This is a genomic window from Rhodopseudomonas sp. RCAM05734 (assembly GCF_052658035.1).
The window spans coordinates 4,082,831-4,101,173 of record NZ_CP199742.1 but is presented as its reverse complement, the minus strand read 5'-3'; the positions used below and the strand labels follow the sequence as shown (position 1 = coordinate 4,101,173).

General features: G+C 63.8%; 20 protein-coding genes. 8 read left to right on the top strand and 12 right to left on the bottom strand.

What is annotated here, in order from left to right; translation table 11 throughout:
* Positions 1-939 precede the first annotated feature (939 nt).
* Positions 940-1,413: a tetratricopeptide repeat protein gene (locus ACUXVA_RS19320; protein ID WP_265078857.1), complete on the top strand. Its 474-nt coding sequence runs from the start codon at positions 940-942 to the stop codon at positions 1,411-1,413.
* Positions 1,407-1,907 (top strand): tetratricopeptide repeat protein, encoded by a 501-nt coding sequence (locus tag ACUXVA_RS19315; RefSeq protein WP_445487558.1) that lies wholly within the window; start codon positions 1,407-1,409, stop codon positions 1,905-1,907. The genes ACUXVA_RS19320 and ACUXVA_RS19315 overlap by 7 nt, the downstream gene beginning before the upstream one ends.
* A gap of 77 nt (positions 1,908-1,984) precedes the next feature.
* On the opposite strand, the gene ACUXVA_RS19310 is transcribed toward ACUXVA_RS19315, so the two are convergent.
* Positions 1,985-2,584: a hypothetical protein gene (locus ACUXVA_RS19310; protein ID WP_265078859.1), complete on the bottom strand. Its 600-nt coding sequence runs from the start codon at positions 2,582-2,584 to the stop codon at positions 1,985-1,987.
* A 162-nt stretch (positions 2,585-2,746) separates the two neighbouring features.
* On the opposite strand from ACUXVA_RS19310, the gene ACUXVA_RS19305 reads away from it, so the two are divergent.
* Positions 2,747-3,433 (top strand): VOC family protein, encoded by a 687-nt coding sequence (locus tag ACUXVA_RS19305; protein ID WP_265078860.1) that lies wholly within the window; start codon positions 2,747-2,749, stop codon positions 3,431-3,433.
* 669 nt (positions 3,434-4,102) lie between these two features.
* Here ACUXVA_RS19305 and ACUXVA_RS19300 read toward each other — a convergent pair.
* Positions 4,103-5,722: a peptide chain release factor 3 gene (locus tag ACUXVA_RS19300; protein ID WP_265078861.1), complete on the bottom strand. Its 1,620-nt coding sequence runs from the start codon at positions 5,720-5,722 to the stop codon at positions 4,103-4,105.
* 155 nt (positions 5,723-5,877) lie between these two features.
* Between ACUXVA_RS19300 and sugE the strand changes: the two genes are divergently transcribed.
* A complete protein-coding gene (gene sugE / locus ACUXVA_RS19295) occupies positions 5,878-6,192 on the top strand; it encodes a quaternary ammonium compound efflux SMR transporter SugE (RefSeq protein ID WP_265078862.1) in 315 nt (104 codons plus the stop codon).
* A 106-nt stretch (positions 6,193-6,298) separates the two neighbouring features.
* Here sugE and ACUXVA_RS19290 read toward each other — a convergent pair whose 3' ends face one another.
* A complete protein-coding gene (locus ACUXVA_RS19290) occupies positions 6,299-7,312 on the bottom strand; it encodes an inorganic phosphate transporter (protein WP_265078863.1) in 1,014 nt (337 codons plus the stop codon).
* A 14-nt stretch (positions 7,313-7,326) separates the two neighbouring features.
* Entirely contained in the window at positions 7,327-7,971 is a 645-nt protein-coding gene (locus ACUXVA_RS19285) for a DUF47 domain-containing protein (protein ID WP_265078864.1), read from the bottom strand.
* Positions 7,972-8,417: 446 nt separating this feature from the next.
* Here ACUXVA_RS19285 and ACUXVA_RS19280 point away from each other — a divergent pair, with 446 nt between their 5' ends.
* Positions 8,418-10,412: a methyl-accepting chemotaxis protein gene (locus ACUXVA_RS19280; protein WP_445487554.1), complete on the top strand. Its 1,995-nt coding sequence runs from the start codon at positions 8,418-8,420 to the stop codon at positions 10,410-10,412.
* A gap of 137 nt (positions 10,413-10,549) precedes the next feature.
* Here the strand turns inward: ACUXVA_RS19280 and ACUXVA_RS19275 are convergent, their stop codons facing one another.
* The 5 genes from ACUXVA_RS19275 to ACUXVA_RS19255 form a co-directional block, all read right to left on the bottom strand.
* Positions 10,550-11,518: a branched-chain amino acid ABC transporter permease gene (locus tag ACUXVA_RS19275; RefSeq protein WP_445487552.1), complete on the bottom strand. Its 969-nt coding sequence runs from the start codon at positions 11,516-11,518 to the stop codon at positions 10,550-10,552.
* A 1-nt stretch (position 11,519) separates the two neighbouring features.
* Positions 11,520-12,395, bottom strand: a complete 876-nt coding sequence (locus tag ACUXVA_RS19270) for a branched-chain amino acid ABC transporter permease (RefSeq protein ID WP_265078868.1) — start codon at positions 12,393-12,395, stop codon at positions 11,520-11,522.
* A 66-nt stretch (positions 12,396-12,461) separates the two neighbouring features.
* Positions 12,462-13,682, bottom strand: a complete 1,221-nt coding sequence (locus ACUXVA_RS19265; protein WP_265078869.1) for an ABC transporter substrate-binding protein — start codon at positions 13,680-13,682, stop codon at positions 12,462-12,464.
* Between the two features lie 29 nt (positions 13,683-13,711).
* A complete protein-coding gene (locus ACUXVA_RS19260) occupies positions 13,712-14,458 on the bottom strand; it encodes an ABC transporter ATP-binding protein (protein ID WP_265078870.1) in 747 nt (248 codons plus the stop codon).
* Positions 14,451-15,206 carry an ABC transporter ATP-binding protein gene (locus ACUXVA_RS19255; protein WP_265078871.1) on the bottom strand — a complete coding sequence of 252 codons (756 nt, stop codon included), beginning with the start codon at positions 15,204-15,206 and terminating at the stop codon, positions 14,451-14,453. Before ACUXVA_RS19255 ends, ACUXVA_RS19260 begins: the two co-directional genes overlap by 8 nt.
* Before the next feature lie 391 nt (positions 15,207-15,597).
* On the opposite strand from ACUXVA_RS19255, the gene ACUXVA_RS19250 reads away from it, so the two are divergent.
* Positions 15,598-16,200, top strand: a complete 603-nt coding sequence (locus ACUXVA_RS19250) for a hypothetical protein (RefSeq protein ID WP_265078872.1) — start codon at positions 15,598-15,600, stop codon at positions 16,198-16,200.
* 22 nt (positions 16,201-16,222) lie between these two features.
* Here the strand turns inward: ACUXVA_RS19250 and ACUXVA_RS19245 are convergent, their stop codons facing one another.
* Positions 16,223-16,570, bottom strand: coding sequence for an ArsC family reductase (locus tag ACUXVA_RS19245; protein WP_265078873.1), 348 nt, complete (start codon positions 16,568-16,570; stop codon positions 16,223-16,225).
* A 90-nt stretch (positions 16,571-16,660) separates the two neighbouring features.
* Between ACUXVA_RS19245 and ACUXVA_RS19240 the strand changes: the two genes are divergently transcribed.
* On the top strand, positions 16,661-16,819 hold the full coding sequence (locus tag ACUXVA_RS19240; RefSeq protein ID WP_265078874.1) for a DUF5993 family protein: 159 nt from the start codon (positions 16,661-16,663) through the stop codon (positions 16,817-16,819).
* Positions 16,819-17,376: a disulfide bond formation protein B gene (locus ACUXVA_RS19235; protein ID WP_265078875.1), complete on the top strand. Its 558-nt coding sequence runs from the start codon at positions 16,819-16,821 to the stop codon at positions 17,374-17,376. Before ACUXVA_RS19240 ends, ACUXVA_RS19235 begins: the two co-directional genes overlap by 1 nt.
* 267 nt (positions 17,377-17,643) lie before the next feature.
* On the opposite strand, the gene ACUXVA_RS19230 is transcribed toward ACUXVA_RS19235, so the two are convergent.
* A complete protein-coding gene (locus ACUXVA_RS19230; protein WP_265078876.1) occupies positions 17,644-17,916 on the bottom strand; it encodes a hypothetical protein in 273 nt (90 codons plus the stop codon).
* An 81-nt stretch (positions 17,917-17,997) separates the two neighbouring features.
* A complete protein-coding gene (locus tag ACUXVA_RS19225) occupies positions 17,998-18,273 on the bottom strand; it encodes a hypothetical protein (RefSeq protein ID WP_445487546.1) in 276 nt (91 codons plus the stop codon).
* Positions 18,274-18,343: the final 70 nt, after the last annotated feature.

The following is an 18,343-nucleotide window of genomic DNA, read 5'->3' as shown; positions in this document are numbered from 1 at the left end:
TCGCTGAAGTGGAGGCCGGGGTGGGGGCGCTCCACGTGACGTAGCGTATGCTAAACGCCCCCACCCGACCCGGCTTCGCCGGGCCACCCCAGCGCGGGCAATCGCCCGCGCGACCCCACCGCGAAGACGCGGGGGGAGGGATAGACCGCGCCCGCTGCGATCGGTCGCGCGCCACTGGCGCCGCCGCGAATTTCTATTCGAATGTCAAACAGCCGCGCTTTCGAATTCTCGCGGCGCCCACGGCGTCCGAGGTATGCTGCATTCCCCGCCCTCCCCGTGAAGAGGGCGCGCGGAACGCCGGGTGCCCGATGCACCCTTGGGCCTGACGCCAGCCGTAGTCGGCAGGAATGATGCGCCAGGACTTTCGGACAACCGGAACAACCGGCGTTCCGCACGCGGCGGGTTTGCGACTTGCTCCGCGACACCCCCTGGTGCCCGGCCAACCTTAGCGCACCATCGATGATCCAGGACGAGGATCGGGGCCATCGTGACTTGGGCCGTTCGCGGGCGATGCGTTCGCCCGTCGCGGGGTGCGCAGGATCTGTCGTGGTCCGGATCTCGACGGCGCCGCCGCGCCAGTGAAGTTCTGGCACCTTGGCTGTGTCCCGACCCGGCGTCGGACCTCCCCGTTGCACCGCGCGACGCCGCATCTCCGGCGTCCACCGCATCCCGCCCCGCAATCGTGACGATCGCGATCGCCCCTCTCGATGGGGCAGGACAAAACGGACTATAATCTTTGTCGGAAAGCCGTCAAGATGGATAGGAATATATTTTAGACGCGGCAGGGATCTCAGATCGTCGTTCCCCGGCGCGTCAATTGGCGTGCCGGGGAATGACGATGGCGTCACCGCGCCCGCCGGCATTGAACCTGCCCGGCGTCCGGACGCACAGAACGCACAGAACGCACAGATCCCGAAAATACCGCGGAAGGAATGCGCGATGAAGGCCCTGAAAGCATCGATCTGTATTGCCACCATTGCGCTCGCCCTGAGCCTGTCGCCCGGCGCGCCATCCCGCGCGGGAGAGAACGAGGCAGGCACGCTCAGCCGCCAGATAAAAGATCTTTATCGGGCCGGGAAATACCTGGAAGCGCTGCCGCTGGCGCAGAAGTCGCTGGCCCTTCGCGAGAAGAAGTTCGGTCCCGATGACGCGAAGGTCGCGACGCCGCTCAATGACCTTGGCATGATCCACTACAATCTCGGTCAATACGCCGTTGCCGAACCGCTGTACAAGCGCTCGCTGGCGATCACCGAGAAGACGCCCGGTCAGGATGATCTGGACGTCGCCGATGTGCTGAACAATCTGGGCGACCTGTACCGCGCGGAAGGGCGTTATGCCGAAGCGGAGCCGTTCCTCAAGCGGTCGATCGCCCTTTCCGAAAAAGGCGCGGTCGCGACGATCCGTCGGTGGTGATCGCGCTAAGCAACCTCGCCGCCACGTACAGCAATCAGGGCCGGTACGATAAGTCCGAACCGCTGTTCGAGCGGGGACTGGCCATCCTCGAAAAGGCGAACGGCCCCGACGATCCGGAAGCCACCGTGTTGATGAGCAACCTGGCGGATGCCTACATGCATCGGCGTCGTTACGGCGATGCCGAGCGGATGCTCAAGCGCGCAATCGCAGCGACCGAGAAAGCGTTCGGTACCGATCATCCCGACGTCGCCTATGCGCTGAACAATCTGGCCATGGTCTATTCGCGTCAGGGGCGCAACGCCGAGGCCGAACAGCTTTTGAAACAGTCGGTGACGGCTTTCGAGAAGACGCTCGGTGCGGACCATCCGGATCTCGCGGTGACGCTGGACAGCCTGGCCGGTGTTTACCGGGATATGGGACGCACCGCCGACGCCAGACAGGTTGTCGCGCGCGCAACGGCCATTCGCGGCAAGACGACGCCGAAACCGATCTGAATAAATTAGCGAGACGCGACGACACCGAGGGCCACCCTCCCCGCGAGTTCCGCGGCGGAGAGGGAGAAGCAGGCGCCTTACCTCGCGGTGTTCTGCAAATCGCGATTATCCACATAGCGGATCATGATCGGTCGCCCGGCAATGGCGCCGGCGAGTCCGCCGGTGAACCGCAGCGGCAGGCAACCATCAAGCGAGGCGTCGATCGCCTGCAGATAGGTCTGCCGCAGATCCCTCGTGGCGTCCTTGCTCGCAAAGGTCATGCGCGGCGCGGCGATCATCGCGCCGGACTTGTTGAAGCTGAACATCACCGACATCTGTATCCCGGCTTTCGCACCGTCCTGCGCCGGCGGCGACCAGCACGACCGCAGCATGGCGAACAGGTCGCCGAGCGTGTCGAGATCATGGTCCGGCCGCTGATATTTTCCCGTGTCGTCCCTGCCCGGCACGCTCAGCACCGTCACCTGCAGGTTCTGCCCGATCGGGTAGTCGATTTCCGGAATGCACGGCCCATGCTCGAACACGCTGCAGAAAGATGGTGTGCAGGGCGCATTGTCCAGCACGCTGCACGGCGCGTGCGCGAACGGCGTGGCGTCGACCGGATGTCGCGGTCGTGCTTCAGCAGAACCCGCAGCGGCGAACACAACAAGCGCCAGAACGACCATGAACGCGCGCAGCATGGGATCTCCCCGACGAGGAAGCTAGCGCGACAACGCGCGCGAACAAGCGACGGTCGCCGCAGGCATCGTAAATTATTCGTCATCGGCGCGCGCCAGGCCGTTGCCCGCGCCACGATCCGGCGGCAGACTTTGCGCACGCAGATCCAACCCAGGGAGATCCGGATGAGCAGTTCCCCGTTGCGGAGCGATGCGGCAGCCAACACCCCGGCCGCCCCGGCGCTCGACATGAAGCTCGAGGTCATCGTCATTCCGGTGTCCGACGTCGACCGCGCCAAGGGCTTCTATGCCAGCCTCGGCTGGCGGCTTGACGCCGACTTCGCTGGCGGCGACTGGCGCGTCATCCAGTTCACGCCGCCCGGCTCCGGCTGCTCGGTGATCTTCGGCAGCAACGTCACCGCGGCGGCGCCGGGCTCGGCGCGCGGCCTGTACCTGATCGTCTCCGACATCGAAGCCGCGCGCAAGGAATTGCTCGGCCGCGGCGTCGCGGTCGGCGACGTGTTCCACGGCGGCGGCGACGTCCATGCCGGGCCGGACGAACCGTTTCTGTCCGGACGGCTCCGGGTCACTGGTACCGATCCCGCGCACTCAAGCTACGGCTCATTCGCCGCGTTCAGCGATCCCGACGGCAATGGCTGGCTGTTGCAGGAAATCACCGCGCGCCTGCCCGGCCGCATCGACGCAGCCGCAACCAGCTTCGCCTCGTCGACCGACCTCGCCGCGGCTTTACGCCGCGCCGCCGCTGCGCATGGCGAACACGAGAAGCGCACCGGCGCACATGACGACAACTGGGCGGACTGGTACGCGGACTACATGGTGCGTGAGCAGGCAGGAAAGGAGCTGCCGGAGTGAGGCGATGCGAGTGGGACGATGCACCGCGCCGATGATGCGCAGGGCAGCGCCGCGACCACAACTGTCATCGCCCGGCGCCTGTCCTCGACTTGATCGGGGATGACCGGGCGACCGAGTATTCCGCGGCGTCAGTGATGGCGCCGAAATGCCGGCGTTTACCCGGTCACCCGCTTTCGCGGGTGACGACAAGCGGAGAGTATCGCTCTACGGCTGCTTGTTCACGTCGTTCTAAGCGGGATGACGCGGGTCGCGACAACTCGCGCCGATGATGCGCAAGGCAGCGCCGCAACCGCAACTGTCATCGCCCGGCGCCTGTCCTCGACTTGATCGGGGATGACCGGGCGACCGAGTATTCCGCGGAGTCAGTGATGGCGCCGAAATGCCGGCGTTTACTGGGTCACCCGCTTTCGCGGGTGACGACAAGCGGAGAGTATCGCTCTACGCCTGCTTGTTCACGTCGTTCTAAGCGGGATGACGTGGGCCGCGACCACAACTGACATCGCCCGGCCAGGCGCGCAATTGCGCGTCAGGACCGGGCGATCCAGTACACTCCGGCATCAATGATAGCACCGCGACGTTTGTGGTTACTGGATCACCCGCTTTCGCGGGTGATGACAGTGGAGAGCGGGCGATATTCCGCGCGCGATCTCTGCCATTAACAGCGTCGCCTCACGCCTTCTTCTTCACGTCTTTGATATCCGAGAACACTATGCCTTCGGCGCGTTCGCGGGTGTAGTTCAGGTAGAACTCGTTCTTGGCCAGGAACACCGGATCGCCGTCCACGTCGTCGGCGACGCCCGACGAGTTGTTGCTGACGAACGTATCGAGCTTCTTGCGGTCGTCGGATGAAATCCAGCGCGCCAGCGAGAATTCGGAAATCTCGAAGTCCACCGGCAACTGATACTCAGCCTGCAATCGCGCCTTCAGCACGTCGAGCTGCAGCATGCCGACCACGCCGACCAGGGCCGGCGCGCCGTCGCGCGGGCGGAACACCTGTACCACGCCCTCTTCCGACATCTGCTGCAAGGCTTCTTTCAGCTTCTTGGCTTTCATGGCGTCGGTGAGCCGGACGCGACGGACGATTTCCGGCGCGAACGAGGGCACGCCGACGAAGGTGAGATCCTCGCCCTCGGTCAGGGTGTCGCCGATCCGCAAGGTACCGTGGTTGGGAATGCCGACCACGTCGCCGGCAAAGGCCTCGTCGGCCAGCGCGCGATCCTGCGCGAAGAAGAACTGCGGGCTCGACAGCGACATGTTCTTGCCGGTGCGCACCAGCTTGGCCTTCATGCCGCGGGTCAGCTTGCCCGAGCAGAGACGTGCAAAGGCGATGCGGTCGCGGTGGTTCGGATCCATGTTGGCCTGGATCTTGAAAACGAAGGCCGACATGGCGGGCTCGCTGGCTTCCACCTTGCGCAGGTTGGAATCCTGCGCGCGCGGCGGCGGCGCGAACTTGCCGAGGCCTTCCAGGAGATCGCCGACGCCGAAGTTGCGGAGCGCCGAGCCGAAATACACCGGCGTCATGTGGCCTTCGCGGAAGGATTCGAGATCGAACGCCTTGCCGGCTTCCTTGACCAGCGACAGTTCCTCGAGGGTCTCGGAGACGTCGAGATTGGGATGGCGCGCGGCGAGGTCGGCCACCGCAATATTCTCCGCCGCACCGGTCTTGGCGCCGCCGCCTTCCAGCAGGCGGATGCCGCCGGTGGAAATGTCGTAGGTGCCGAGGAAGTCGCGGCCGCGGCCGACCGGCCAGGTCATCGGCGTGGTGTCGAGCGCCAGCGTCTTCTCGATCTCGTCGAGCAGGTCGAAGGTGTCGCGGCTCTCGCGGTCCATCTTGTTGATGAAGGTGATGATCGGAATGTCGCGCAGACGGCAGACCTCGATCAGCTTCAGGGTGCGCGCCTCGATGCCCTTGGCGGCGTCGATCACCATGACCGCGGAATCGACCGCCGTCAGGGTCCGGTAAGTGTCTTCGGAGAAGTCCTCGTGGCCCGGCGTGTCCAGCAGGTTGAACACCAGGTTGTTGAACTCGAAGGTCATCACCGAGGTGACCACGGAGATGCCGCGGTCGCGTTCGATCTTCATCCAGTCGGACCGGGTCGAGCGGCGCTCGCCCTTGGCGCGGACCTGGCCGGCCAGGTTGATGGCGCCGCCGAACAGCAGCAGCTTTTCCGTCAGCGTGGTCTTGCCGGCGTCAGGATGGGAGATGATCGCGAAGGTGCGGCGTCGGGCCACTTCCATGGCGAGCTGGGCGCGCGCGGGCGATTCGGCAGTGAGGGCAATGTCGGACATGGAGTTGCCTGTGGCAGGGAAAGCGGGCGCAATCAAGGGAAAATGCGGGAAAACGGCCGGGTTGCGCGCAACGGCGCTGGCCCTCATATAGGCCGGGGAAGGACGACCTTCCATTCCTTCATGCGCAGGACGGCCTGCTTGTTCCGGAGGCCGTCATGGCGTGGTTTCTACTGTTGATTGCCGGGTTGCTCGAGGTCGGCTGGGCCGTCGGGCTGAAATACACCGAGGGCTTTACCAGGCTGATCCCCTCGGTGCTGACCCTAACGAGCATGACCGCGTCGGTCGGCATGCTGGCGCTGGCGCTGAAAACCCTGCCCATGGGAACCGCCTATGCGGTGTGGACCGGGATCGGCGCTGTCGGCACCGCAATCCTCGGCATCGTGCTGTTCGGCGATCCCTCGAGTTTCGCCCGGATCGCCTGCATCGGGCTGATCGTCGCCGGCATCGTCGGCCTCAAGCTGGTGAGCTGAACGCTGGATTGTAGGATGGGTAGAGCGCAGCGAAACCCATCAGCAGAAGTTGATGGGTTTCGCTCCGGCGCTTCGCGCCTCCGCTCTACCCATCCTACAAAAAGCCCTAAAACGGCAGATGCACCAGTTGCACGGCCCAATAGGCCAGCGCCGCGACGATCGCCGACGCCGGGATGGTGATCACCCAGGCGTAGACGATGGAGCTGGCCACGTTCCAGCGCACCGCGGAAACGCGGCGGGCGGCGCCGACGCCGACGATGGCGCCGGTGATGGTGTGGGTGGTCGAGACCGGCACGCCCAGAAACGTGGCCGCGAACAAAGTCGCGGCGCCGCCGGTTTCGGCGCAAAATCCCTGCATCGGTGTCAGCTTGGTGATGCGCAGGCCCATGGTGCGCACGATCCGCCAGCCGCCCATCAGCGTGCCCAGCGCCATGGCGGTCTGGCAGGCCATCACCACCCAGAACGGCACCGAAAATTCGCTGCCGAGATGGCCCTGCGAATAGAGCAGCACGGCGATGATGCCCATGGTCTTCTGCGCATCGTTGCCGCCATGACCAAGCGAATACAGCGAGGCCGAGACGAATTGCAGGATGCGAAAGGCGCGGTCCACCGCGAACGGCGTCGAGCGCACCGAGGCCCACGAGACGATCGCGGTCAGCACCAGCGCCAGCAGGAAGCCGATCACCGGCGACAGCACGATGGCCAGCAAAGCCATCGACAGGCCTTCCCATTCGGCCGCGGCAAAGCCGGCCTTGGCGAGGCCGGCCCCCAGCAGGCCGCCGATCAGCGCATGCGAGGAACTCGATGGAATCCCCAGCCCCCAGGTGATCACGTTCCAGACGATGGCGCCCATCAGCGCGCCGAAAATCACCGAGGCATCGATCACATGGGGATCGATGATTCCGGTGCCGATGGTGTTGGCGACGTGCAGCCCGAACACGGCAAAAGCGACAAAATTGAAGAACGCCGCCCACAGCACGGCGTATTGCGGCCGCAGCACCCGGGTCGACACGATGGTGGCGATCGAGTTGGCGGCGTCGTGCAACCCGTTGAGGAAGTCGAACAGCAGTGCGATGGCGATAAGGCCGATCAGCACCGGAAGGGCGAGCGTGGCATCCACTGTGCAGCCCTGCCCTAGACCTGTTCGATGACGATGCTGTTGATCTCGTTCGCCACGTCGTCGAAGCGGTCGGCGACCTTCTCGAGATGCTTGTAGATCTCGGCGCCGACGATGAAATCCATGGTGTTGGCTTCGCGGTGCTTGAGAAACAGCTCCTTGAGGCCGATGTCGTGCAGGTCGTCGACGCGGCCTTCGAGCTTGCCGAGTTCTTCGGTGATCGCTGTCAGCAATCCGACATTTTCGCCGATGTTCTTCATCAGCGGCAGCGCGCGGCCGACCAGGTTGGCGCATTCCACCAGCAGCGTGCCGATCTCGCGCATGGGCGGCTCGAACTGCCGCACCTCGAACAGGATCACCGCCTTGGCGGTCTGCTGCATCTGGTCGATGGCATCGTCCATCGACGTGATCAGGTTCTTGATGTCGACGCGGTCGAACGGGGTAATGAAGGTGCGGCGCACCGCGGTGAGCACCTCGCGGGTGATGGCGTCGGCGTCGTTCTCGAACTGGTTGACGCGCTGGCAGAACACCGGCGTTTCGTCGCCGCCACGCAGCATCCCCAGCAGCGCTTCGGCGCCTTGCACCACCGTCACCGAATGGCGGGCGAACAGGTCGAAAAACCTCTCTTCACGCGGCAAGAAGCTTCGGAACCAGCGCAGCATCAATCAATCCATTTCGCGTCAAAATCTGCAGGACGCCGCCTCGGGCGGCACCCCGTCACATGAGCGTCATAAAGCATTTTGAGACACGCCGGGCAATTGGCGGGCGTCATCCACCGCTTTGTGGCACCAAACGGTGGATGACCGGGCGCATACAATCCCGGGCGGCACGTCGGGTCGGACATGGTCCGGGACCAGCCCCCGCGCCTCGGTCGACACCAACGCGTCTGCAATCGGCGCTGCCGCGAACGCGCGAGCTGGCCCGGACACGACCGCACACACGCCAAACGCGGCACGCCACGAATGGCATTTTGCAATCAATGTGACATGCACAAAACGCTGCGCGCCAAAATGAAAATAAACAGTTTGGCGGACCACGATACCTTTACGAATTGATTCAGAAATCGCTGCCTAGAAGCCTCTGACATGGTGTCAGAGGACCACTGCAAATGTTCGCACTACACAATCGTCGATCGCTTGCCGGGCTGCTTTCCATCACGCGCATCAGGATTGGCCTGCGCCTGCAGATCGCCTTGCTCGCCATCACCGGCGTTATCCTGACAGGCGCGATCTGCCTTGCCGGCCTGCATTTCGGCACCGAGGCGCAACGACAGGCCGACAGCAGCGTGTTGCTGCGCTCCCATGTCACAAGCCTGTCAGATAACTATTCGGAAGCCGGACAGATCGGTGCGGATTTTCTCCGCAAACCAACTGAAAAACTCGTCGACCGATACGACCACGTGCTGCAGCAGGCCCTGTCCCACCTCGCGGAAACCGAGAAACTGGTGGAGGCGGTGGAGACCGACGCGCCGCAGCAGATTTCAGCGCTGCGATCGGGCATGAACCTCTATGCCACGCGCTTTCACAACATCATTGCCGCGCAGCGGATCATCGGGTTCAGCGACAAGGACGGGCTGCAGGGCAAGCTGGGCTCGGCCGCACGCCGGCTGGAGCTGCGATTATCCGAGCTGGACCAGCCGCGGCTGACAATGCTGTTCCTGGCCATGCGCATCAACGAGAAGGACTTCGCGCTGCGCGGCGACGACAAGTATTTTGACAGGCTGCGCGAGCGCGTTGCCGAGTTTGAAACCGCCCTCAAGTCGTCAGACCTGAGCGAACAGCAGAAAGCGGAAACGACAGCGCTGGTTCGTACCTACGAACAGGCCTTCATGGCCTACTCGGTCAGCCAGAGTTCGCTCAATGAGGAAGCCGAGGACTTTGCCAGCGTTTTCGCGCGCACCCGACCGCCTTTGCTGATCCTCAGCAAATTCGCGACTGATCGCTATGAGGCCGCGGCGCGCCATGCCGACGAAACACGCGACCTGCTGTCCTCGTCGATCAAATTCGCCATCCTTGGAATCGGATTGCTGGCGCTGATTTTCGGACAGCGGATCGCGAAGTCGATTTCCCGGATGACGCAAGCCATGCAGCAGCTCGCCTCGGGCCGATTCGACCTTGTGCTGCCCGGTCTCGGTCGCAACGACGAAATCGGCGAGATGGCGCGGGCGGTCGAATCCTTCAAGGTCAAGGCCGCCGAACGTGCCGCCGAGCAGGTTGAGGAGAAAAGCCGGCAGGATCGCATGGCCGACGAACGGCGCAAGGCGGAGACGCATAGGCTCGCGGACGCCTTCGAGAGCGCGGTCGGCGACATCATCAACGCGGTGTCTTCGGCCTCGACCGAACTCGAAGCGACGGCCGTGACGCTGAAGGCCACCGCGCATGTCACCGAAGAACTCTCCCATGACGTGACCCTGGCTTCCCGGGACGCCTCCTCCAGCGTCCATTCGGTCGCATCGGCGGCCGGCGAGATGTCCTCGTCGTTCAACGAGATCGGGCGGCAGATGACGGAATCCACGCAGATCGCCGGCGCAGCCGTGCGGCAGGCGCAGGAGACCGACGCCAAGGTCAATGCGCTTTCCGAGGCCGCCGTGAAGATCGGCGACGTCGTCGATCTCATCGCCAAGATCGCCCGGCAGACCAACCTGCTGGCGCTGAATGCGACCATCGAAGCGGCCCGCGCCGGCGCATCCGGACGGGGCTTCGCGGTGGTCGCCCAGGAAGTCAAAACCCTCGCGGCGCAGACCGCCACCGCCACCGGCGAGATTCGGCAGCAGATCGGCGGCATGCAGACGGCGACCGACATTTCGGTGTCGGCCATCAAGGCGATCGGCACCACCATCGACCGGCTGGCGGACATCGCCGGCAGCAGCGCGGTCGCCGTCGAGAAACAGCACCTCGTCACCGGCGACATTGCCCGCAATGTCGAGCGCGCCTCGGCGGGCGCCAGCGAAGTCACAGCCAAGATCGTGGAAATGAGCCGCGGCGCCAGCGAGACCGGCGTGGCCTCGTCGCAGGTACTGGCTTCGGCCCAGCAACTGTCCGGCGAAAGCAACCGGCTCAAAATCGAGGTGGAGAAGTTTCTCGCAACCGTGCGGGTCAATTAAGGTCGGGAAGTCGCACCGCGGTGAAGCACCTCGATGCGCCCCGCTTCACGGTGCAACGAACGGCCCCGCCATACAGCGCGGCAGGAACGCGCTTGCGTGGCGCCGAACCAGCCGACGCTGCGCGCGGACGCTGCTGATTACAGCGAGCGCTTGAAGTAGTGCGCGATCTCGCCAATCACGCCGCGCCGGAAGGTCAGCACGCAGACCACGAAGATCACGCCCTGGATCACCGTCACCCACTGGCCGAATCCGGCGAGATATTGCTGCATGGCGATGATTACGAAGGCGCCGACCACCGGCCCGAAGATGGTGCCGAGGCCGCCGACCAGGGTCATCAGCACGATTTCACCGGACATGGTCCAGTGCACGTCGGTCAATGAGGCGTTCTGCGCCACGAACACCTTCAGCGAACCGGCAAAGCCCGCCAGCGTGCCCGACAGGATATAGGCCAGCAGCTTGTACTGATCGGTCTTGTAGCCCAGCGAGATGGCGCGCGGCTCGTTCTCGCGGATCGCCTTCAGCACCTCGCCGAACGGCGAGTTGATGGCGCGGTAGATCACCAGGAAGCCGAGCAGGAAGCCGGCGAGGATCACGTAATAGAGCGTGGTCGAATTGGCGAGATTGAAGAGGCCGAACAGCTTGCCCTGGGGAATGCCCTGGATGCCGTCCTCGCCGTGGGTAAACGGCGTCTGCAGATAGACGAAGTACAACGGCTGCGACAGCGCCAGCGTGATCATGGCGAAGTAGATGCCCTGTCGGCGGATGGCGACGAGGCCGGTGATGACACCGAGCGCCGCGGCGCCCAATGTGCCGACCAGAATACCGAGTTCCGGCGACATGCCCCAGACCTTCAGGGCGTGTGCGGTGAAATAGCCGGCGGTGCCCAAAAACATCGCGTGACCGAACGACAGCAAGCCGCCATAGCCGATCAGCAGGTTGAAGGCGCAGGCCAGCAGCGCGAAGCACAGAGCCTGCATGACGAAGAACGGATAGACCCCGGTCAGCGGCACGACCAGCAGCAGCGCCGTCATGATCACGAAGGCGATCATGGCATCGCTGGTGCCGCGGCGCGGTTCGGGAATGGCGTTTTCAGTAATGGTGGTCATGTCAGGCGGCCCGTCCCGTCAGTCCCGATGGCTTGATCAGCAACACCAGAACCATCAGAACGAAGACGACGGTGTTGGAGGCCTCGGGATAAAAATACTTGGTCAGCCCCTCGACGATGCCGAGTGCAAAACCGGTGATGATGGAGCCCATGATCGAGCCCATGCCGCCGATCACCACCACCGCGAACACCACGATGATCAGGTCGGCGCCCATCAGCGGCCGGACCTGGTTGATCGGCGCCGACAGCACGCCGGCGAGCGCGGCGAGACCGACGCCGAGCCCGTAGGTCAGCGTGATCATGCGGGGCACGTTGATGCCGAAGGCGCGCACCAGCGTCGGGTTCTCGGTGGCGGCGCGCAGGTTTGCGCCAAGCCGGGTGCGCTCGATCAGGTACCAGGTCAGCAGGCAGACGATCAGCGAGAACACCACCACCCAGCCGCGATAGATCGGCAGGAACATGAAGCCGAGATTCATGCCGCCTTTGAGGATGTCGGGGATCGCATAAGGAAGGCCCGAGGAGCCGAAGTAGTTCTGGAACACGCCCTGGATGATCAGCGCGAGGCCGAAGGTTAGCAGCAGCCCGTAGAGATGGTCGAGGCCGGAAATCCATTTCAGCATGGTACGTTCGAGGATCATGCCGAAGATGCCGACCACGATGGGCGCCACGATCAGCGCCGGCCAGTAGCCGATACCCATCACGTTGAGCAGGAAATAAGCGCAGAACGCGCCCATCATGTAGAGCGCGCCATGCGCGAAATTGATGATGTTGAGCATGCCGAAGATCACGGCAAGACCCAGTGACAACAGCGCGTAGAACGAGCCGTTGATGAGCCCGACCAGCAATTGCGCGAACAGGGCCTGAAGATTGATCGACATGGTGCTCTCAACTCTAACCTTGGAGAAGCAACGGCCCGGCAGCTCGTGGCTGCCGGGCCGCGCGTTTTATTTCTTCAGCAGCGGGCACGTGCTCTTGTCGAGCGGCGTGAAGGCCTGGTCGCCGGGAACAGTTCCGACCAGCTTGTAGAAATCCCACGCCGACTTCGACTCCGAAGGCTTCTTCACTTCGAACAGATAGGCGGAGTGGATGGTGCGGCCGTTGGGCTGGATCGCGCCCTTGCCGAACAGCGGATCGTCGGTCGGCATTTCCTTCATCTTGGCGACGACCTTGGCGCCGTCATGGGGATTACTGCCGAGCGCCTCGAGCGCCTTGAAGTAATGAATCAGTCCGGCATAGACGCCGGCCTGCACCATCGACGGCGGCGCGCCGTTCTTCATGCGCGCGGCGAACTTCTTGGAGAACGCGCGGGTGTTGTCGTTGAGATCCCAGTAGAAGGTCTCGGTGAAGCTCAAGCCCTGCGCCGTCTCGAGGCCGATCGCCTTGACGTCGGTGATGAACAGCAGCAAGGCCGCGAGCTTCTGGCCGCCCTTGGTGATGCCGAATTCGGCAGCCTGCTTGATCGAGTTGGTGGTGTCGCCGCCGGCATTGGCGAGGCCGATGACCTTGGCCTTGGACGCCTGCGCCTGCAGCAGGAACGACGAGAAGTCCGCGGTGTTGAGCGGGTGCTTGACGCCGCCGACGATCTTGCCGCCATTGGCCTTGACGACTTCGCTGGTGTCGCGCTCCAGCGCGGCGCCGAACGCATAGTCGGCGGTGAGGAAGAACCAGCTGTCGCCGCCGGCCTTGACCATCGCCTGCCCGGTCGAATGTGCCAGCATGTAGGTATCGTAGGTCCAGTGCACGGTGTTGGGCGAGCACTGCGCGTTGGTCAGGTCGGAGGTCGCGGCACCCGAATTGATGTAGACGCCGTTCTTTTCCTTGACGATGGTGTTGACGGCCAGCGCCACGCCGGAATTCGGCACGTCGACGATGGTGTCGACCTTGTCGACGTCGAACCACTGGCGCGCGATGTTGGAGCCGATGTCCGGCTTGTTCTGGTGATCGCCTGAGATGATGTCGATCTTCCAGCCCTTGGCCAGCAGGCCGGAATCCTCGGCGGCCATCTGCGCGGCCAGCGTCGAGCCGGGCCCGCCGAGATCGGCATAAAGGCCGGACTGGTCGCTGAGCGAGCCGATCTTGACGGTCTTGTCCTGGGCGGACGCCATGCTCGCCGTCGTCAGCGTCAGAGCGGTCCCGAGCAGCAATGCCGCAATCTTTTTCTTCATTTTATCCTCCTCCGACAGGTGTGACGTATTCAGACGCCGAGATAGGTGTGCAGCTTTTCCATGTTGGCCGACAACTCGGAATTGGCAAAACCATCGATGATCTTGCCGTGCTCGACGATGTAGTAGCGATCCGCCACGGTCGCGGCGAAGCGGAAGTTCTGCTCCACCAAGAGAATGGTAAATCCTTCGGATTTCAGCCGGGCGATGGTGTGCCCGATCTGCTGGATGATCACCGGCGCGAGGCCTTCGGTGGGTTCGTCGAGCATCAGGAAGCGCGCGCCGGTGCGCAGGATCCGCCCGATCGCCAGCATCTGCTGCTCGCCGCCGGACAGCTTGGTGCCCTGGCTGTTCAAGCGCTCCTTGAGGTTCGGAAACAGCTCGAAAATCTGATCCAGCGACAACCCGCCCGGCCGCACGATCGGCGGCAGCAGCAGGTTCTCGCGCACGTCGAGACTCGAGAAGATACCGCGTTCTTCCGGGCAGAACGCGATGCCGAGCCGCGCAATCTTGTCCGATGTCGCCTTCGAGATGTCGTGGCCGTCGAACTTGATCGAACCGGCGCGCTTGCCGATGATGCCCATGATGGACTTCAGCGTCGTGGTCTTGCCGGCGCCGTTGCGGCCGAGCAAGGTCACGACCTCACCGGGCTTCACGTTGAAATTGATGCCGTGCAGGATGTGCGACTCGCCATACCACGCCTCAAGATTGTTGATCTCGAGAATCGGCTTTGCGGACGCCGCGTCGGTCGCGGGGGCGGTCATTGTCATCTCAACCATGCCCGGCTCCCAGATAGGCTTCCTTGACGCGCTCGTCCTTGGTCAGGTCGGCATAGCTGCCTTCCGCAAGCACCTTGCCGCGCGTCAGCACTGTAATGATGTCGGACAGGTTGGAGACGACGCTGAGGTTATGCTCGACCATCAGGATGGTGTATTTGGCCGAGATCCGCTTGATCAGCGCCGCGATCTTGTCGATGTCCTCATGGCCCATGCCGGCCATCGGCTCGTCGAGCAGCATCATCTCCGGATCGAGCGCCAGCGTGGTCGCAATCTCCAGCGCGCGCTTGCGGCCGTAGGGCATTTCCACCGCCGGCGTCGCCGTGAATTCGCTGAGGCCGACGTCCTCGAGCAGTTCTTCGGCGCGGCGGTTGTACTGGTCGAGCACGGTCTTGGAGCGCCAGAAATCGAACGAGGCGCCGTGCTGGCGCTGCAATGCGACCCGGACGTTTTCCAGCGCCGTCAGATGCGGAAACACCGCCGAAATCTGGAACGAACGCACAAGGCCCTGCCGCGCCACGTCGGCTGGCGCCAGCGTGGTGATATCCCGCCCATTATACAGAATCTGGCCGCTGGACGGCTTCAGAAACTTGGTCAGCAGGTTGAAACACGTGGTCTTGCCGGCCCCGTTGGGACCGATCAAGGCGTGGATAGTGCCACGGCGTACCCGGAGATTGACGTCCTGAACCGCGAAGAACCCCGCGAATTCCTTGGTCAATCCGTGGGTTTCAAGAATGAACTCATCAGACAAGCAAATTTCCCCCATCAGCCTTTGCCGCGTGCGTCATCGCGCTGGCCGATTTCTGGCACGTCCTGTTCCTGTGGCGCGTTCGACTTCGCCACCGACCGGCCGTCTCGCGCGGAATATGCCTTCAACGGCGCAGCGAACGCAAGGAGCAAAGCTGGGCAACGGCGGGACGCTCCGCCGCAGCCCTCTCGGCCATTAGTCGCATTGAGCCGCCCGAATCCCCGGCGGCGGAAAACCGACGCCGCAGACCGCCGGTGACAGACCGTCAACGCCACAGGAAATCACCCTTTAATTGCATTTCCAGGGAATGCCCGCTTTCACACTATGTTTCCCAAGCCATCCGATGATACCGTCATTCCGATACTATGCTCGGATGAGCTGCCGGGGATTCGAAATGGATTTCGCAAGCGCCAACCCGTCAGTCGTCAAATCGATCCGGCAGCGGGAATTGCTGAACAACTGGCTGCGCCTGTACTCCCGACAGCAGCAGCTGCCGTGCGTCGCCGAGTATCAGCCCGAGCGGCTCGAAGAGGAAGTTCTCGATCTCGTCTACTACCTCGTCGACAACACCCGCCAGCCGCCACGGCTGACCATCGACAGCAACGGCACGCGGATGTCGCATGCCTATGGCAACACCGGCAAAGGCCGATTCCTCGACGAATATCTCGGACCAGTCCTCGGTCCGGCGATCCTGCCGGCCTATTATGCCTGCATCGGCCGCGCTTTGCCGATCTACACCGTGACCCTGGTGGAAGACATCAAGGGCCGCCCGGTCGCCTATGAACGCATGCTGATGCCGTTTTCCGACGGTCACGCCGTCAGCCACATCGTGGCATCGCTGAAAACCATCAGCGAGGACGGCAACTTCGAGATCAAGAACCTGCTGCGCGGCCAGCAGTCGCTGCCGCCACCATGCGTTCGGACGGTGATCGACCGTGACCTGTTTCACCGCCTGCCCGGCCGCAGCACCGCCGGCGACATCATCGAGTTCGGCTAATGCGACGAGAAAAAGCCGGCCATCAGCCGACCTCCTTCGCATAGATCTCCGGTTTGAAGCCGACCAGCAGGCGGTCGCCGAGATCCAGCACCGGACGCTTGATCATCGACGGCTGCGCCAGCATCAGCGTGATGGCCTTGGCCGCGGTGAGATCCTGCCGGTCGGCATCGTCAAGCTTGCGGAAGGTGGTGCCGGCGCGGTTCAGCAGGGTTTCCCATCCGACCTGCTTCATCCAGCCGGTCAGCCGGGCCTTGTCGATGCCCGCGGCCTTGTAGTCGTGAAAGTCATAGGCAACGCCGTGGCCATCGAGCCAGGTGCGGGCCTTCTTCATGGTGTCGCAATTCTTGATGCCGTAGATGGTGATCGTCATGTCGGGTGGTTCCGGATTGGCGCCTATTGGAGACCTAGCAGATCGGCGAGATCTGGCATAGGGTTAATCGCAATCTTCATCGGAGCGACAATGGAATTCACCGCACTTTTTCTGGCCGTCGCCATCGTGATGCTTGCCGCCTGGCGCGGCTCGCGCGGCTGGGCGCTTTCGCTGTTCGCCGCAACCTTCGTGGCCTGCGTCGCCACCTATCTGCACCACGCCACCGACGTGCTGAAACTGTCGTTCTGATGGCCATTCTCACCCCGGCGCGCGCCGTCACCCTCAATGTCCTCGCACTCGGTGCGGTCGCGCTGGTGCTGGCCGCGGCCTTTGCCGCGCAGCTTGTGCTGCACGAACTGCCCTGCCCGCTGTGCCTGCTGCAGAGGATCATGTTCGCGCTGCTGGCGATTGGCCCCATCCTGAATATCCGCTTCGGGCCGCGGCCCAGCCAATACGGCCTGTCGCTGCTGGTCGCGGTGGCCGGCGCGGTGGCCTCGACCCGGCAGGTGCTGCTGCACATCATGCCCGGCGACCCCGGCTACGGCACGGCCCTACTCGGCTATCACTATTACACTTGGGCGCTGATTGGATTCATTGCGGCCATCGTGCTGATCGCCTTGATCCTGCTGTTCGACGAGCAGTTCGCGCCGACGCCGGCGCCTGTGGCCGGCGGCGTTGCGCGGATGGCGGTGTGGCTGGTGATCGGCCTCGTCGCGCTGAACGTGCTCTCCACCTGGCTGGAATGCGGCTTTGCCGCGTGCGCCGACAATCCGGTGGTCTATGAACTACTGAAGCACGGGCCGTAAACCGCCCGCTCAACCGCAGGCCCTGACGAAGCAGACCAGCGTCGTCGCCGCTGCCACCGGCACGATCACGAGGCGAACCACCGCCGACGACCATGAAACACGGCGCGGCGACGCCATTGGCCGCGCTGACCAGCGGGGTGCGCCGCGCGTTGAGCGCCTTGACGTCGGTGCCGTCCGGGCCGCCGCCCGTCTGCACAACGGATTTCAGCGCGCTGTCGGGGCATGCCCGGCTGTTCGTGGAGGAGTTGGACCGGCAGGCGAAGGCCGCTAACGCCTGGCAAGATCGCGGGGCCGGTGTCCGACTGCCCTGCGGCCGCGGAACCATAACGCCAGCTGCAGCACCGCCGCCGGAAACGTCACCAGCCACAGCGCGCCGACATAGATCAGCCGTGGATAGGCTAGCTGCAGAAACAGGAACGGCGCGAGCGCGCCGTTGGCCAGCAGCCACAGCCGGATCGCTCGGCTGCCCGAAAACACCGGCGCGGCACACAGCAGCGACAAGCTCATCAAAGTGTAGCCGACAAGGTCGATGCCGGCCATCAGCTGGTTCTGACCGCAGCAGGCCAGCAAGGCGTAGCGCGCACCGTCGCCACGCAGATCATGCGGGATGACGACGCCGAGTTACGTGGCATAGACGATGCAGGCCATCACACCATACATGATGGCGAGTGCCAGCGCCGCGAGGCTGTACGTCTGGCGTTCCGCCGGAGCCGTCCCGTGAACCGCGACCATGGTGAGAACGAAGGCCGGGGCCAGCGCCAGCGACGGCGCAAAGATCAGGATCCGGTCCCACGGATCCACCAGCACGCCGGCGACCTGCAGCGGCTGCGGGCCCCCATAGCACACGCTTGCGACCAGCGCCGCCGACGCAGCCCACATGCCGAACCGATGTTGCAACGATGCAGTCCCCGCGTGACGCTCTGACACTGCGGCTTGATACCGCGTCTGCGTCGCGCGATCCTTGACA

Excerpts from the sequence above, each read along its gene's own strand:
- ACUXVA_RS19320 (WP_265078857.1), top strand. The coding sequence starts at position 940 with ATGAAGGCCCTGAAAGCATCGATCTGTATTGCCACCATTGCGCTCGCC.
- ACUXVA_RS19310 (WP_265078859.1), bottom strand. The coding sequence starts at position 2,584 with ATGCTGCGCGCGTTCATGGTCGTTCTGGCGCTTGTTGTGTTCGCCGCT.
- ACUXVA_RS19305 (WP_265078860.1), top strand. The coding sequence starts at position 2,747 with ATGAGCAGTTCCCCGTTGCGGAGCGATGCGGCAGCCAACACCCCGGCC.
- ACUXVA_RS19300 (WP_265078861.1), bottom strand. The coding sequence starts at position 5,722 with ATGTCCGACATTGCCCTCACTGCCGAATCGCCCGCGCGCGCCCAGCTC.
- sugE (WP_265078862.1), top strand. The coding sequence starts at position 5,878 with ATGGCGTGGTTTCTACTGTTGATTGCCGGGTTGCTCGAGGTCGGCTGG.
- ACUXVA_RS19285 (WP_265078864.1), bottom strand. The coding sequence starts at position 7,971 with ATGCTGCGCTGGTTCCGAAGCTTCTTGCCGCGTGAAGAGAGGTTTTTC.
- ACUXVA_RS19280 (WP_445487554.1), top strand. The coding sequence starts at position 8,418 with ATGTTCGCACTACACAATCGTCGATCGCTTGCCGGGCTGCTTTCCATC.
- ACUXVA_RS19275 (WP_445487552.1), bottom strand. The coding sequence starts at position 11,518 with ATGACCACCATTACTGAAAACGCCATTCCCGAACCGCGCCGCGGCACC.
- ACUXVA_RS19270 (WP_265078868.1), bottom strand. The coding sequence starts at position 12,395 with ATGTCGATCAATCTTCAGGCCCTGTTCGCGCAATTGCTGGTCGGGCTC.
- ACUXVA_RS19265 (WP_265078869.1), bottom strand. The coding sequence starts at position 13,682 with ATGAAGAAAAAGATTGCGGCATTGCTGCTCGGGACCGCTCTGACGCTG.
- ACUXVA_RS19260 (WP_265078870.1), bottom strand. The coding sequence starts at position 14,458 with ATGGTTGAGATGACAATGACCGCCCCCGCGACCGACGCGGCGTCCGCA.
- ACUXVA_RS19250 (WP_265078872.1), top strand. The coding sequence starts at position 15,598 with ATGGATTTCGCAAGCGCCAACCCGTCAGTCGTCAAATCGATCCGGCAG.
- ACUXVA_RS19245 (WP_265078873.1), bottom strand. The coding sequence starts at position 16,570 with ATGACGATCACCATCTACGGCATCAAGAATTGCGACACCATGAAGAAG.
- ACUXVA_RS19240 (WP_265078874.1), top strand. The coding sequence starts at position 16,661 with ATGGAATTCACCGCACTTTTTCTGGCCGTCGCCATCGTGATGCTTGCC.
- ACUXVA_RS19235 (WP_265078875.1), top strand. The coding sequence starts at position 16,819 with ATGGCCATTCTCACCCCGGCGCGCGCCGTCACCCTCAATGTCCTCGCA.
- ACUXVA_RS19230 (WP_265078876.1), bottom strand. The coding sequence starts at position 17,916 with ATGGCCGGCATCGACCTTGTCGGCTACACTTTGATGAGCTTGTCGCTG.